The sequence below is a fragment of the Pseudomonas sp. MF09156 genome (genome assembly GCF_059862305.1).
Window position 1 is genome coordinate 27939 of record NZ_JCBCUR010000020.1, and the last position, 14988, is coordinate 42926.

Sequence of the window (14988 nt, forward strand, 5' to 3'; positions counted from 1 at the left end):
GACCTTATTGGCGCCATCCTAAACAATCGCCTCGCTAATGTCACATTGATATTCACGCGGCGAACCGTCCTACATGTGTGAACCAGTTCCGCTTTTGAACTTTCCGACGTACGGTCATTACGGTAGCCATTTTCTAACGCAGCACGCCAAGTTGCTGTGACTTGAGACAAGAAGTCCTGGGGAATTTTTAAATGCGTTTGCACCTGCTTAAGGCAATACCGTTCGTTCTCGCCGCCAGTTTTGTACAAGCCCAAACCCTGCCCCAGGCCATGCAGCAAGCGCTGGATGTGCACCCGGAGATTCAGGCAGGTGTCAACGCTCGTATTGCTGCCGACTATCAGTTACGTGCGGCCAAGGGCGGTTACCTGCCTCGTGTCGACCTGAACGCCGGTTACGGCCGTGAAGGCACCGACAGTTCTTCCACCCGGGCCCGTGGCGGCCACTGGGACACCCTCAATCGCGGTGAATCGAGCCTGCGCCTGCAGCAAATGGTTTTTGACGGTTTTGCCACCTCCAGTGAAGTTGGGCGTCAACAAGCCACCGTTAACTCCCGCGCTTTCTCGTTGCTTGGCACTTCCGAGCGCACAGCATTGACGGTAGCCCAGGTTTACCTGGACGTCCTGACCCGTCGTGAGTTCGTGCGCCTGGCTGAAGACAACCTGCGCAATCACGAGCGCATCTACGACCAGATCAAGTTGCGCACCCAGCGCGGCGTCGGCAGCGGGGCTGACCTGGACCAGGCCGAAGCCCGTCTGGCCCAGGCCCGCAACAACGTGATCACCGAGCAGACCAACCTGGCCGATGCCCAGACCAACTACCTGAGCGCTGTTGGCCAGGAAGCCGATCAGTTGGAGCGTCCGCCAAGCTTCATGGCGCTGCTGCCAGCAGACCTGAACGAAGCGCGCCGCCAGATGCTGGATAACAGCCCGATCCTGCGTTCGGCCGAATCCGACATCGCCGCCGCCGAAAAACAATACGAAGCCGCCAAGTCTTCCTTCTACCCACGCTTCGACGCCGAGTTGGGCCGCAACGCCGACAACAACATCGACGGCGACGCCAGCCACAACAATGGCTGGGAAGCCATGCTGCGCATGCGCTTTAACCTGTATGCCGGTGGCAGCAACAAGGCTGAGCTGGAATCCAAGTCCTACCAGTCCAACCAGGCTCTGGATATCCGCAACAACGCCCTGCGTCAATTGAACGAAGAACTGGGCCTGGCCTGGAACGCCATGAACAACGCCAATGCCCAGGTGCCGATTGCCCAGCAATACGTCGACCACAGCAGCAAGGTGCGCGGCGCGTACCAAAAGCAATTCAGCCTGGGCGAGCGGACCCTGCTCGACTTGCTCGACAGCGAGAACGAACTGTTCACCGCTTCGCGTCGTCTGGAAGAGATAAAAAACGTTCAGTTATTTACTCAGTACCGAATCAAGGCGACCATGGGCGAGTTGCTCAAGAGCCAGGGAGTGGTCGCACCGATGGCCTCCGTCGTACAGAACGATGTGAAGCCGAAAGTTCAACTGCCTGGGATGAATTGAGCTATTCCTTATAGTCCCATCTGTTAGTTGAGAGAGCCCGCGTGGAATCAGAAGTCAGTCGAGTCCATCTCAGTCATGATCCACGCACATTGCACGACGACCCGTTACTCGACGGGTTGTTGGCTCTCTGCGCCCTGCACCAGAAGCCCGCCAGTGCGGCGATGCTGACCACCGGTCTGCCATTGCCGGCACAGCAACTGACTGCCGATTTGCTGGCCCGGGCCGCGGCCCGCGCCGGTTTGCAAGGGCGCCTGCTGCAACGCAAGCTCGATTCGATCCCCGCGATTGCCATGCCGGCGTTGTTGTTGCTCAAGGACGGTCGCAGCGCCGTGCTGCTCGGCTGGCAGGGTGAAGACGAAGCCCAGGTGCTGCTCAGCGAAAGCGATGGCGGTGAAACCATCGTCAAGCGTCAAGCCTTGGCCGATGACTACATCGGTAAAGTGTTCTTTGCCCAGCCCCAGCACAAATTCGATGTCAGCCACGGCACCCTGATCCCTCGGGCCCGCTCGTGGTTTCGCGATACCCTCAAGCGTTCGCGCTGGCTCTACGCCGATGCCATCGCCGCCAGTTTCCTGATCAACCTGATTGCCATGGCCGCGCCGCTGTTCGTGATGAATGTCTACGACCGCGTGGTGCCGAACCAGGCCACCGCCACCCTGTGGGTGCTGGCCACCGGTATTTTTATCGCCTATGTCTTCGACCTGGTCCTCAAGAGCCTGCGTAGCCTGTGCCTGGACCTGGCCGGCAAGAAAACCGACCTGATCATCTCGGCCACGCTGTTCGAGCGGATCGTCGGCATGTCAATGAAGTACCGCCCGGCGCGGGTCGGCAGTTTCGCCCAGAACATCCACGAGTTTCAGAGCCTGCGCGATTTTCTCGCGTCCCTGACCCTCACCAGCCTGATCGACCTGCCGTTCACCCTGCTGATCTTCATGGTGATCGCCATCCTCGGCGGGCATCTGGTGTGGATCCCCATGCTGGCCTTCCCGATTGCCCTGGGCATCGGCTACCTGCTGCAAAAGCCGTTGGTCGCCACCATGGAACGCACCATGGCCCTGGCTTCCGAGCGCCAGTCGAGCCTGATCGAAACCTTGGCAGGGCTGGACGCGGTCAAGGTCAACAACGCCGAAAGCGAGCGCCAGTACCAGTGGGAACAGACCATTGGCACCCTCAGCCGCCTTGAGCTGCGGGTCAAAATGCTCTCCGGGCTGTCGATGAACATCACCCTGCTGATCCAGCAACTGGCGGGTGTGATCATGATTGTCTTCGGGGTCTACCAGATCATCGCCGGCAACCTCAGCATGGGCGGCCTGATTGCCTGCTACATGCTCAGTGGCCGCGCGCTCAGCCCCCTGGCGTCGCTGTCGGGCCTGATGACCCGCTACCAGCAGGCCAAAGTCACCATGGTCTCCACCGACCAGATGATGGAGCTGCCCCAGGAGCGCAACTTCGAAGAGCGCCCCCTGAGCCGCCGCACCCTGCAAGGCGCCATCGAGTGCCGGGGCCTGAACTTTACCTACCCCAACCAGCAGAACATGGCGCTCAAGAACATCAACCTGGTGATCAAGCCCGGCGAGAAGATCGGCATCATCGGGCGTAGCGGTTCGGGCAAGAGTTCCCTGGCCAAACTGATCGTGGGGCTCTATCAGCCCGACTCTGGCGCCTTGCTGGTAGACGGCGTGGACATTCGCCAGATCGACGTCAGCGAGCTGCGCCACAACGTCGGCTATGTGCCCCAGGACATCCAACTGCTGGCCGGTACCCTGCGCGACAACCTGGTCTCCGGCGCCCGCTACGTTGAAGACGAAGTGGTGCTGCAAGCCGCCGAACTGGCGGGCGTCCACGAATTTGCCCGCCTGCATCCGCAAGGCTACGAACTGCAAGTAGGCGAGCGGGGCCAGAACCTTTCTGGCGGCCAGCGACAAAACGTCGCCCTGGCGCGTGCCCTGTTGCTCAACCCGCCTATCCTGCTGCTGGACGAACCGACCAGCGCCATGGACAACACCGGTGAGGAACGCCTCAAACAGCGCCTGCAAGCCGTTGTGGCAAACAAGACCGTGGTGCTGGTGACACACCGGGCGTCGTTGCTGTCTTTGGTGGACCGTTTGCTGGTCATCGACCGTGGGCAGATCCTCGCGGATGGCCCGAAAGCCGTAGTGATGGAAGCGTTGAAGAAGGGGCAGATCAGTGTTGCGTAAATTCAAGGACGCGGTCCGTCGTTACTTCATTGGTTCCGATTCGCTGGACGGCCAGCCACTGCCAGAGGTCAAGAAGGCCCTGATCGAAGATGCTCCGCGCGTCGTGCGGCTGACCATCTGGGGGATCATCGGGTTTTTCCTGTGCATGCTGCTGTGGGCCGGCTTTGCCAAGGTCGACGAAGTCACGCGTGGCGATGGCAAGGCCATCCCATCCTCCAAGCTGCAGAAGATCCAGAACCTGGAAGGCGGCATCGTCGCCGAGCTGTACGTCAAGGAAGGGCAGATCGTCGAAGCCGGCGCGCCGCTGATTCGCCTGGACGACACACGTTTTGTCTCCAACGCCGGGGAAACCGAGGCCCAGCGCCTGTCCCTGCTGTTGCGCATCGAACGCTTGAACGCCCAGGTCGAAGACCGGCCGTTGAATATCCCTGAAGATGTGCGGGCTGCTGCGCCCACCCAGGCGATCAACGAGCAGTCGCTGTACGAAAGCCGGCGCCAGCAGTTCAAGGACGAAATCGGCGGCTTGCAGGAGCAACTGACCCAGCGCCAGCAGGAGATGCGCGAATACACCTCCAAGCAGGGCCAGTACCGTAACCAGCTGTCGTTGCAGCGCCAGGAAATCAACATGTCCGAACCCCTGGTCGCCCAGGGGGCGGTGTCGCCGGTGGAAGTGCTGCGCCTCAAGCGCGCAGAAATGGAAACCCGTGGCCAGCTGGACGCCACCACCCTGGCCATCCCCCGCGCCGATTCGGCGATCAAGGAAGTGCAGCGCAAGATCGACGAGACCCGCGGTAAATACCGCAGCGAAGCCCTGACCGAACTCAACGAAGCACGCACCGACTTGAACAAGGCCCAGGCCACCGGCAAAGCCCTCGAAGACCGGGTGAGCCGGACCCTGGTCACCTCGCCGGTGCGCGGGATCGTCAAGCAACTGCTGGTCAACACCATCGGCGGGGTGATCCAGCCGGGCAGCGACATGGTGGAAATCGTGCCGTTGGACGACACCCTGCTGGTGGAAGCCAAGATCCGCCCGCAAGACATTGCTTTCCTGCACCCGGGGCAAGAGGCCGTGGTCAAGTTCACCGCCTATGACTACACCATCTACGGCGGCCTCAAGGCCAAGCTGGAGCGCATCGGTGCCGATACCATCACCGACGAAGACAAAAAAACCACCTACTACATGATCACCTTGCGCACCGATCGCAGCCACCTGGGCACCGATGAGAAGCCGTTGATCATCATCCCCGGCATGGTCGCCTCGGTCGATATCATCACCGGCAAGAAAACCATCCTCAGCTACCTGCTCAAGCCCATCATCAAGGCCCGGGCGGAGTCGTTGCAGGAGCGTTGATCTTCAGTGTCTGGGCGGTCCCCTTCGCGAGCAAGCCCGCTCCCACATTCAACCGCATTCCTATGTTGGAAATCGGTCGAATGTGGGAGCGGGCTTGCCCGCGAAGGGGCCCTCAACCTCACCCCATCCCCCAGCCTCTACCGCAAAAAGGCCATATCGTTATTCTCTAACGGTATTTAAATTCCAGTTCTTATATCTATAAAGTCACTCTCCTGACTGCCAGGGAGTGATCTCATGTCCACCGCCACAGCCGCCTTGCCCACCGCCCAAACCTTCGACATCCGCCCATTCCCCGGCAGCGTAGGCGCCGAGATCATCGGCCTGGATCTGTCGCGTCCGGTCAACGACCAGGATTTCGCCCGCATCCACCGCGCGCATCTGGACCACCATGTGGTGGTGTTCCGCAACCAGCGCATCACCCCCGAGCAACAGATCGCCTTCAGCCGCCGTTTCGGCGTGTTGCAGATCCATGTGCTCAAACAGTTCCTGCTGGCCAACCACCCGGAAATCCTCATCGTCTCCAACATCATCGAAAACGGTCAATCCGTCGGCCTGGGCGACGCTGGCAAGTTCTGGCACTCGGACCTGTCGTACAAGGAACTGCCGAGCCTGGGTTCGATGCTCCACGCCCAGGAGTTGCCGTCCGAAGGCGGCGACACGCTGTTTGCCGACATGCACAAAGCCTGGGACCAACTGCCCGAGCATCTGCGCCAAGCCGTGCAGGGCCGCAGCGCCGCGCACTCCTACACCGCGCGCTACAGCGAAACCAAATTCGAAGGCAACTGGCGCCCAACCCTGACCCCCGAACAACTGGCCCAGGTCGCCGAGGTGGTGCACCCGGTGGTGCGCACCCACCCGGAAAACGGGCGCAAGGCACTGTTCGTCAGTGAAGGATTCACCACCCGTATCGTCGGCCTGCCCGAAGACGAAAGCCGCGACCTGCTGGCCCAGCTCTACGCCCACAGCGTCCACCCGCACAACGTCTACCGCCATAGCTGGCAGCCCCACGACCTGGTGTTCTGGGACAACCGCTCGCTGATCCACCTGGCCGCCGGTTGCCCCAGCCACCTGCGCCGCAAGCTGTTTCGCACCACCATCCAGGGCGACGCCCCCTTCTGATTCGGAGCATGACCATGTCCAGCAAAACCCCCTTTGCACGATTGGCCGCGACCGTGGGCCTTGGCGTCAGCCTGTTGGCCGGCAGTCTGGTTGCCCCGACTGTCGCCCAGGCCGAAGGCCAGATTCGCATTGCCGAGCAGTTCGGCATCGTTTACCTGCTGCTCAACGTGGTGCGCGACCAGAACCTGATCGAGAAATACGGCAAGCAGGAAGGTATCGACATCAAGGTCGACTGGACCCAGTTGTCCGGCGGCGCGGCGGTCAATGACGCGCTGCTTTCCGGCTCCATCGACATTGCCGGCGCCGGTGTCGGCCCGCTGCTGACCATCTGGGACCGCACCCACGGCAAGCAGAACGTCAAGGCCGTGGCCTCCCTGGGCAACTTCCCGTACTACCTGGTCAGCAACAATCCCAAGGTCAAGACCATTGCAGACTTCACCGAGAAAGACCGCATTGCCGTGCCGGCCGTGGGGGTTTCCGTGCAGTCGCGGTTCTTGCAATACGCTGCGGCCAAGCAATGGGGCGACAAGGAATTCAATCGCCTGGATAAATACACCATCGCCGTGCCGCACCCCGACGCCACGGCCGCGCTGATCGCCGGCGGCACCGAGCTGACCGGGCACTTCTCCAACCCGCCGTTCCAGGATCAGGCCCTGGCCAACCCGAACGTGCATGTGGTGCTCAACACCTATGACCTGCTGGGGCCGAACTCGCCGACCGTGTTGTTCGCCACCGAGAAGTTTCGCAACGACAACCCGAAAACCTACAAGGCCTTCATCGATGCCCTGACCGAGGCCGCGCAGTTCGCCCAGAACGACAAGGGCGCCGCCGCCGACACCTATATCCGGGTGACCAAGGCCAAGATCGACCGGGCCGAGTTGCTGAAAATCATCGACAACCCGCAATTTGAGTTCAGCGTCACGCCGAAAAACACCTACCCACTGGCTGAATTCCTCTACCGCGTGGGCGCGATCAAGAACAAACCCGAGTCGTGGAAGGATTACTTCTTCCAGGATGCCAAGCCGCTGCAAGGGAGCTGAGATGAACGCGCCTTTGCAAGGCCACACGGCCAGCAACCTGAGTCCCGCCCAAGCCTTGCTCGCGGTGGATCAAGTCAGCCTGGAATACCGCACCCCCGAACGGGTGGTGCGGGCCACTCACCAGGTCAGCTTCGAGATCGATCCGGCTGATCGCTTTGTACTGCTGGGGCCTTCGGGCTGCGGCAAATCCACGCTGCTCAAGGCGGTGGCCGGCTTTATCAAACCCTGCGAAGGCGAGATCCGCCTGCTGGGGCAAAAGGTCGAGCAACCGGGCCCGGATCGCATCGTGGTGTTCCAGGAGTTCGACCAACTGCCGCCCTGGAAAACCGTCAAGCAGAACGTGATGTTCCCGTTGCTGGCGTCCCGGACCCTCAAGCGCCGCGAAGCTGAGGAGCGGGCGTTGTACTACCTCGACAAGGTCGGTTTGAGCGCCTTTGCCGACGCCTATCCACACACCCTGTCCGGTGGCATGAAGGCGCGGGTGGCGATTGCCCGGGCGTTGGCCATGCAGCCGAAAATCCTGCTGATGGACGAGCCCTTCGCCGCCCTCGATGCCCTGACCCGGCGCAAGATGCAGGAGGAGTTGCTGCTGCTGTGGGAAGAGGTGCGCTTCACCCTGCTGTTTGTCACCCACTCCATCGAAGAGGCGCTGGTGGTGGGCAACCGCATCCTGTTGCTGTCGCCCCATCCAGGGCGGGTGCGCGCCGAAATCCACAGCCATCAATACGACCTGCACAGCCTCGGCGGTGTGGCGTTCCAGGCGTCGGCGCGGCGTATTCATCGCCTGTTGTTCGATGAGTCGCCCGAGGCAGAAACCGAACTGGATTTCGCCGACATCCGCATCGCTTATTGAAGGACTGTGCCCATGCGCCAGGAATATGAAATCACCCTGCAACCGCTGCCCGGCGTGCCCGTGGAACGCGCCTTACCCCTGCGCCAACGCCTGTGGCAACAAGGCTGGCTGCGCAAGGGCCTGATCCTGATCGTGCTGGCGATCCTCTGGGAAGCGGCGGCGCGCTATCAGAACAACGACCTGCTGCTGCCCAGCTTCTTGCAGACCTTCCACGCCTTCTACGACGGCATTGCCAGCGGCGAGTTGCTGGGCAAGGTCAGCATCTCGCTGGTGGTGCTGCTCAAGGGCTACCTGATCGGCATCGTCCTGGCATTTGCCCTGACCACCCTGGCGGTCTCGACCCAGATGGGCCGCGACCTGCTGAGCACCCTGACCTCGATGTTCAACCCGCTGCCGGCGATTGCCCTGCTGCCCCTGGCGCTGTTGTGGTTTGGCCTGGGGCAGAACAGCCTGATTTTTGTGCTGGTGCACTCGGTGCTGTGGGCCTTGGCGCTCAACACCTACTCGGGGTTTATGGGGGTGTCGGAAACCCTGCGCATGGCCGGGCGCAACTACGGCCTCAAGGGCATGCGCTTTGTGCTGTTTATCCTGATCCCGGCGGCGCTGCCGTCGATCCTCGCCGGCCTGAAGATCGGCTGGGCCTTTGCCTGGCGCACGCTGATCGCCGCCGAACTGGTGTTCGGCGCCACCAGCGGCAAGGGCGGCCTGGGCTGGTACATCTTCCAGAACCGCAACGAGTTGTACACCGACAAGGTATTCGCCGGGCTGGCGGTAGTGATCCTGATCGGCCTGCTCGTGGAAAACCTGGTGTTCGACACCCTCGAGCGCGTCACCGTGAAGCGCTGGGGCATGCAGCGCTAAATAGGAATTATTGCTCTTTGGCCGCTATGAGTCCGATAATGCCGCCCGAACCTGACGCCGCCCTGGCGTCAGGCCTGGCCGGTAAAAGGATTTACGAACATGCGGTTTCTTGTCTTGGCTGCAGCCTTACTCGCGTCGACAGCGGTTTTTGCCGGGTTTGAGCCTGAAGTGGTGTTCACGGTCAAGCCGGTGTACCCCAAGACCCTGACAACCACCCAGGGGCATGCGCGGATCAGCCTCAAGATCCACAACGACGGATCGGTCAGCGATGTAAAAGCGCTCAATGCCACCAAGCCCGCCTTTGGCGAAGCGGCTGTCGGTGCGGCCAAGCAATGGCGCTTCAAGCCGTGGACAGTGAGCGCCGAGCGGCCTGCGGTGGTCGAGGCGCGCAACGATATGCTGTTTTCGCCCGAGCCCATCAGCCGTGAAGGGGTGCAACTGAACTTTACCGAGGTCAAGTTTCAATCCTGCCGTGACTTGAGCGAGGAGGTCAGCCAGTTCCGCCGCGAGCATCCCACCCGCCCTTTGAGTGCCATGAAGAGCTTCGCCATCACCCGCGTTGCGGTGATGCTGCCGGCGTTCAGTGGCAAAACTACCTATGCCGACGGCCTGGTCCTGGCCGATCAGCTGGAAAACTTATTGCCGGAAATCGTCCGCCAGTGTCAGGCCAATCCCACCGCCACCTACGCCGATTACCTGCCGCATAGCCTGAAACAGTACCGATAAAGCCTGCTACGATTGCGTGCGCTGTACTCCACATTCATCACGAGTGCTTGGCATGCAATTACCGGACATGAACCTGCTGGTGGCCCTCGACGCCTTGCTCGACGAGGGCAGTGTGGTGGGCGCCGCACGGCGGATGAACCTCAGCCCGGCGGCGATGAGCCGCACCCTGACGCGCATCCGCGAGGCTGTCGGCGATCCGATCCTGGTGCGCGCCGGGCGCGGCCTGGTGCCCACGCCCAAGGCCCTGGAGTTGCAAGGCCAGGTGCGCAACGTGGTGGAGCAGGCGGCGTTGCTGTTCCGCTCGGCGGACGAGGTCGACCTGAGCACTTTGCGCCGGCGGTTCAGCGTGCGTGCCAATGACTTTTTTGTCGGCGTGTATGGCGGTCGTTTGTTCGATGCCATGGAACGGGTGGCGCCCCACTGCGAGCTGCGTTTTGTGCCGGAAGGCGACAGTGACGATGAAGCCTTGCGCGAAGGGCGCCTGGACCTGCGCGTCGGCAACACCATGCCGATCACCCCGGAGGTGAAGGTGCAGAACCTGTTCTCCACCACCTTCGTCGGCCTGGCTCGCGAAGGCCACCCGCTGTTCGACGAAGAAATCACCGCAGCGCGCTTTGCCAGCTACTCCCATATCAGCATCTCCCGGCGCGGTATCGCCCGTGGGCCGATCGACACCGCCCTCAGTGCCCAGGGCCTGGAGCGCCGGGTGGCGATGATCGCGCCGGGGTTTCACGGTGCGATGTTCATGCTGCCCGACTCCGACCTGATCCTGCCGGTGCCCAAGGAAGCGCTGTACAGCGCCAATCGCCTGAAACTGCCACTGCGCGCATTCACCCTGCCGATTTCCCTGCCGACCCTGGTCCTGACCCAGGCCTGGCACCCGCGCTTCGACAAAGACCCGGCGCACCGATGGCTGCGCGAAACCATGCGCGAAAGCTGCGCGGCGACCTGGCGCGAAGCCCAGCCGGTCTGATGACCCCGATCAAATGTAGGAGCTGGCTTGCCTGCGATAGCGGTGTGTCAGCTAACGCATCTGTAACTGACACACCGCTATCGCAGGCAAGCCAGCTCCTACATTCAATCATTGCGTCTGATGCAGTTATAACCTTCCCACAAGTCAGTTTTCGTCATGTCTAAGCCTTATTAAACTGCTCGGGTATTCTATTGCCGAGTTGTACCTTCATGACTTCCCTCGCTGCCCCCGCGCCCTTGGCCGCCGCCAAACCCGCCGCCGTCAGCCCCCCTGTGTTCGGCCCACGGATCATCATCGGCCTGGTCGGCGTGCTGCTGGCGGTACTGGTCTCGGGCCTGAACGAAATGGTGACCAAGGTCGCCCTCGCCGATATCCGCGGTGCGCTGTACATCGGGTTTGACGAAGGTACCTGGCTGGTTGCTGCCTACACCGCCACTTCCGTCTCGGCCATGGCCTTTGCGCCGTGGTGTTCGGTGACGTTTTCGCTGCGCCGCTTCACCCTGTGGGCCATCGGCCTGTTTACCCTGCTGGGGGTGCTTTGCCCGCTGGCGCCGAACTATGAAAGCCTGCTGGTACTGCGCACCCTGCAAGGCTTGGCCGGTGGAGCCTTGCCGCCGATGCTGATGACCGTGGCCCTGCGTTTCTTGCCGGCCCACGTCAAGCTCTACGGCCTGGCCGGCTATGCCCTGACCGCCACTTTCGGCCCCAGCCTCGGCACACCGTTGGCGGCACTCTGGACCGAATACGTCGGCTGGCAGTGGGCGTTCTGGCAGATCGTCGCACCGTGCCTGCTGGCCATGGCCGCCGTGGCCTACGGCTTGCCCCAGGACCCGCTGCGCCTGGAGCGCCTCAAGCAGTTCAACTGGCGCGGCCTGCTGCTGGGCTTCCCGGCGATCTGCATGCTGGTGATCGGCATTTTGCAGGGCAACCGCCTGGACTGGTTCGAGTCGCCGCTGATCACCACGCTGCTGATTGGCGGGGTGCTGTTGCTGGTGCTGTTCATGCTCAATGAATGGTCACACCCGATGCCGTTCTTCAAGTTGCAGATGCTCGGCCTGCGCAACCTGGCCTTCGCCCTGATCGTGTTGGCCGGGGTGCTGGTGGTGTTGCAGGCGGTGATCATCCTGCCGTCCAGCTACCTGGCGCAGGTGCAGGGTTACCGGCCGCTGCAAACCGCGCCGGTGATGCTTATCATGGCGCTGCCGCAGTTGCTCGCGCTGCCCCTGGTGGCCGCCCTGTGCAACTTGCGCTGGGTGGATTGCCGCTGGGTGCTGGGGATTGGCCTGGGCATGCTGACCTTGTCCTGCCTTGGCGGCGCGCAACTGACCTCGGCGTGGATCCGGGATGAGTTCTACGTGCTGCAACTGCTGCAAATCTTCGGGCAGCCGATGGCGGTGTTGCCGCTGTTGATGCTGTCCACCGGCAGCATCGTGCCCACCGACGGGCCGTTTGCCTCGGCCTGGTTCAACACGGTCAAGGGCCTGGCGGCGGTGGTCGCCACCGGGGTGATCGAGGTGCTGACCACCCACCGCCTGCATTTCCACTCGACCATGCTGGTGGACGCCCTGGGTAACTCACCCCTGGCTGACAGCGATGCCGCGGGCCTTGCCCACCGCCTGCACCAGCAGGCCGTGGTGCTGACTTCTGCGGATCTTTATTACGTCATGGCCGGTGTCGCGGTGGCGTTGATCCTCCTGATTTTCTGGATGCCGACGCGGATTTTCCCGCCGCGCGCACCCGCTTGATTGTTGACTGAAACAAAGGATTTTTATGAAACGCAAAGACCAGATTGCCGTGACTGTTATCAGCGTATTCGCCGTGGGCGCGCTGGTGTACCTGCTGGCGCCGGGTGTGTTTGGCAGCAAGCGCCAGACCACCAACGACGCCTTCGTCGCCGCCGACTACACCTTGGTGGCACCACGGGTCGCCGGGTTTATCAAAGAGGTGTTGGTGGAGGACAACCAGCAGGTCAAGGCCGGGCAGTTGCTGGCGCTGATCGATGACCGCGACTTGCGCGCCGCCGCCCAGGCCGCCGACGCCGAAACCCTGATGGCTCAGGCCCAGCTGAAAAACGCAGTGGCCACCCTTGAGCGGCAAAGCTCGGTGATCGCCCAGGCCCAGGCCACGGTGGCCGCCGACCGCGCCGAAGTGGCCTTTGCCGAGCACGAATTGAACCGCTACAACCACCTTGCCGGAGTTGGCGCAGGTACCGTGCAGAACGCCCAGCAAGCCAGGACCCGTATCGACCAGGCCACCGCGCGCCTGGCCAACGCTACGGCGGTATTGGCCGCCGAACGCAAGCAGGTGGAAATCCTCAGCGCCCAGCGCGATGCCGCCGAAGGTGGCTTGAAGCGTGCCCAGGCCGCGCTGGAAATGGCCAGCTATCAACTGTCGTACACGCGCATTGTCGCGCCGGTGGATGGCATGGTCGGCGAGCGGGCGGTGCGGGTCGGTGCCTTTGTCACCCCGGGTAGCAAGATCCTCGCCGTGGTGCCGTTGGCCGACGCGTATGTGGTGGCCAATTTCCAGGAAAACCAACTGTCCCACATGCACGCCGGCCAGGCGGTTGAAGTGCGGGTCGACAGCCTTGACGGTGAAGTCCTCAACGGCCACCTGGAAAGCCTGGCACCGGCCACGGGCGTGACCTTCGCTTCGGTCAAGCCCGACAACGCCACCGGCAATTTCACCAAGGTGGTGCAGCGCATCCCGGTGAAAATCATCCTGGAGCCGGGCCAGGCGCAGGTTCATCGCCTGCGGGTCGGGATGTCGGTGGAGGCCAGCGTCAACACACAGCCCAGTGCGCAGCAACGTGAGGTGGCGCAGCAATGAGAAAACTCGCGCTGCTTACTCTCAGCCTGATCAGCCTGGGCGCTTGCACCGTCGGCCCGGATTTTAAGCGCCCCGACGCGCAGCCAGCGGCGCACTGGACCGAGCCCCAGGGGCGCCAGGCCGCCAGCCGTGCGGTCAGCGACCCATTGGAAGAGCAGTGGTGGGACGTGTTCCACGACCCGCAACTGTCGGCCCTGGTGCGCCGGGCACTGAGTGACAACCTCGACCTGAAACTGGCCAGCAGCCGCCTGCAACAGAGCCGCGCGGTGCGCCAGGTGACGACTGCCGAGCGCTACCCGCAGGTCAGCGCCGACGGCAACTATGGGCGCAAACGCAATAGCGCCAACGGCCTGAGCGATCCCTCCGGCAATAACGGCCGTTCGGCCTTCAACCTGTGGGACGCGGGCTTTGCGGCCTCCTGGGAACTGGACTTCTGGGGCCGGGTACGGCGCGAAACCGAAGCCGCCGACGCCACCCTGCAAGTGGCCGAAAACGACCGCCGCAGTGTGCTGCTGTCGGTCTTGGCCGAGACTGCCCAGGACTACATCCAGCTACGCGGCGTGCAAAGTACCCGTGCGGTCACCGAGCAAAACCTCGACGTCGCACGGCGCAGCCTGAAGCTCTCGCAACTGCGCTTGGCCGATGGCGTGGCCACCCACCTGGATGTCGCTGAAGCTGCGGCGCAAGTGGCCGCCATCGAAGCGCGCCTGCCGGATTTGCAGCAGCGCCAGGACCAGTTGATCAACGCCCTGAGCCTGCTGATGGGCCAGGCCCCGCAAGCCTTGCATGCACAACTGTCGCCGGACGCGGCGGTGCCCCAGACCCAGCGCCAGGTTGCGATTGGCCTGCCGTCGCAACTGGCACAGCGCCGCCCGGATATCCGCCAGGCCGAGGCGCGCCTGCATGCGGCGACCGCGAGCATCGGCGTGGCCAAGGGCGACTTCTACCCACGGATCACCCTGTCGGGCAGCCTCGGTTCCCAGGCCATGCAATTGTCGGATCTGGGCTCCTGGGGCTCACGCACCTTTGCTTTCGGCCCATCGCTGAGCCTGCCGCTGTTCAACGGCGGCCGCCTGCAAGGCATGCTCGATCTGCGCGAAGCCCAGCAGCAGGAAGCGGCCCTGGCGTACCAGCAGACCGTGTTGCGCGCCTGGCATGAAATCGACGACCAGTTGACCCGCTACAACGCCAGCCAACTGCGCCGCGACAGCCTCGCCGAAGCCGTGCGCCAGAACCAGATTGCCCTGGACACCGCCCAGCACCAGTACGTCGAAGGGGTGGTGGATTTCGTCAACGTGCTCACGGTGCAGAGCGCCTTGCTGGCGACCCAGGAGCAATGGGTGGAAAGCTCCACCGGCGTGTCCCTGGCCATGGTCGGCTTGTACAAGGCATTGGGCGGGGGCTGGGAGTCGGTGTATCCGTTGCAGACCGCCGGGCGGTAACTGATAAAGTTTTTTGCCAGTCGCGATACAAGCTGTAATGATAATTGCTCTCAATAGT

At 62.7% G+C, this 14988-nt stretch carries 12 protein-coding genes; all 12 read left to right on the forward strand.

What is annotated here, in order from left to right; all coding sequences use genetic code 11:
• The first annotated feature begins 191 nt into the window (after window positions 1–191).
• The 12 genes from AC19YY_RS27005 (at window position 192) to AC19YY_RS27060 (ending at window position 14930) form a co-directional block, all read left to right on the forward strand.
• Entirely contained in the window at window positions 192–1538 is a 1347-nt protein-coding gene (locus AC19YY_RS27005) for a TolC family outer membrane protein (protein ID WP_029298771.1), read from the forward strand.
• Window positions 1539–1579: 41 nt separating this feature from the next.
• Complete coding sequence (locus AC19YY_RS27010) at window positions 1580–3736, forward strand: type I secretion system permease/ATPase (RefSeq protein ID WP_169954001.1); 2157 nt, start codon at window positions 1580–1582, stop codon at window positions 3734–3736.
• Window positions 3726–5087 carry an HlyD family type I secretion periplasmic adaptor subunit gene (locus AC19YY_RS27015; RefSeq protein ID WP_029298775.1) on the forward strand — a complete coding sequence of 454 codons (1362 nt, stop codon included), beginning with the start codon at window positions 3726–3728 and terminating at the stop codon, window positions 5085–5087. The genes AC19YY_RS27010 and AC19YY_RS27015 overlap by 11 nt, the downstream gene beginning before the upstream one ends.
• Window positions 5088–5321: 234 nt before the next feature.
• Window positions 5322–6206 carry a TauD/TfdA dioxygenase family protein gene (locus AC19YY_RS27020; protein WP_500605123.1) on the forward strand — a complete coding sequence of 295 codons (885 nt, stop codon included), beginning with the start codon at window positions 5322–5324 and terminating at the stop codon, window positions 6204–6206.
• Window positions 6207–6220: 14 nt separating this feature from the next.
• Window positions 6221–7246 (forward strand): ABC transporter substrate-binding protein, encoded by a 1026-nt coding sequence (locus tag AC19YY_RS27025; protein WP_500605124.1) that lies wholly within the window; start codon window positions 6221–6223, stop codon window positions 7244–7246.
• A gap of 1 nt (window position 7247) precedes the next feature.
• Window positions 7248–8099, forward strand: coding sequence for an ABC transporter ATP-binding protein (locus AC19YY_RS27030; protein WP_169953998.1), 852 nt, complete (start codon window positions 7248–7250; stop codon window positions 8097–8099).
• Between the two features lie 12 nt (window positions 8100–8111).
• Window positions 8112–8960, forward strand: coding sequence for an ABC transporter permease (locus AC19YY_RS27035; protein ID WP_057438937.1), 849 nt, complete (start codon window positions 8112–8114; stop codon window positions 8958–8960).
• Window positions 8961–9059: 99 nt separating this feature from the next.
• Complete coding sequence (locus AC19YY_RS27040) at window positions 9060–9686, forward strand: energy transducer TonB (protein WP_169953997.1); 627 nt, start codon at window positions 9060–9062, stop codon at window positions 9684–9686.
• Window positions 9687–9738: 52 nt separating this feature from the next.
• Complete coding sequence (locus AC19YY_RS27045; RefSeq protein WP_169953996.1) at window positions 9739–10659, forward strand: LysR family transcriptional regulator; 921 nt, start codon at window positions 9739–9741, stop codon at window positions 10657–10659.
• Between the two features lie 209 nt (window positions 10660–10868).
• On the forward strand, window positions 10869–12404 hold the full coding sequence (locus AC19YY_RS27050; protein ID WP_170058211.1) for an MFS transporter: 1536 nt from the start codon (window positions 10869–10871) through the stop codon (window positions 12402–12404).
• Window positions 12405–12429: 25 nt separating this feature from the next.
• Window positions 12430–13488 carry an HlyD family secretion protein gene (locus tag AC19YY_RS27055; RefSeq protein ID WP_169953994.1) on the forward strand — a complete coding sequence of 353 codons (1059 nt, stop codon included), beginning with the start codon at window positions 12430–12432 and terminating at the stop codon, window positions 13486–13488.
• A complete protein-coding gene (locus AC19YY_RS27060) occupies window positions 13485–14930 on the forward strand; it encodes an efflux transporter outer membrane subunit (RefSeq protein ID WP_172312398.1) in 1446 nt (481 codons plus the stop codon). The genes AC19YY_RS27055 and AC19YY_RS27060 overlap by 4 nt, the downstream gene beginning before the upstream one ends.
• The last annotated feature ends 58 nt before the right edge of the window (window positions 14931–14988 follow it).

Coding starts and splice junctions, on each gene's coding strand:
- AC19YY_RS27005 (WP_029298771.1), top strand. CDS start 192: ATGCGTTTGCACCTGCTTAAGGCAATACCGTTCGTTCTCGCCGCCAGT.
- AC19YY_RS27020 (WP_500605123.1), top strand. CDS start 5,322: ATGTCCACCGCCACAGCCGCCTTGCCCACCGCCCAAACCTTCGACATC.
- AC19YY_RS27025 (WP_500605124.1), top strand. CDS start 6,221: ATGTCCAGCAAAACCCCCTTTGCACGATTGGCCGCGACCGTGGGCCTT.
- AC19YY_RS27030 (WP_169953998.1), top strand. CDS start 7,248: ATGAACGCGCCTTTGCAAGGCCACACGGCCAGCAACCTGAGTCCCGCC.
- AC19YY_RS27035 (WP_057438937.1), top strand. CDS start 8,112: ATGCGCCAGGAATATGAAATCACCCTGCAACCGCTGCCCGGCGTGCCC.
- AC19YY_RS27040 (WP_169953997.1), top strand. CDS start 9,060: ATGCGGTTTCTTGTCTTGGCTGCAGCCTTACTCGCGTCGACAGCGGTT.
- AC19YY_RS27045 (WP_169953996.1), top strand. CDS start 9,739: ATGCAATTACCGGACATGAACCTGCTGGTGGCCCTCGACGCCTTGCTC.
- AC19YY_RS27050 (WP_170058211.1), top strand. CDS start 10,869: ATGACTTCCCTCGCTGCCCCCGCGCCCTTGGCCGCCGCCAAACCCGCC.
- AC19YY_RS27055 (WP_169953994.1), top strand. CDS start 12,430: ATGAAACGCAAAGACCAGATTGCCGTGACTGTTATCAGCGTATTCGCC.
- AC19YY_RS27060 (WP_172312398.1), top strand. CDS start 13,485: ATGAGAAAACTCGCGCTGCTTACTCTCAGCCTGATCAGCCTGGGCGCT.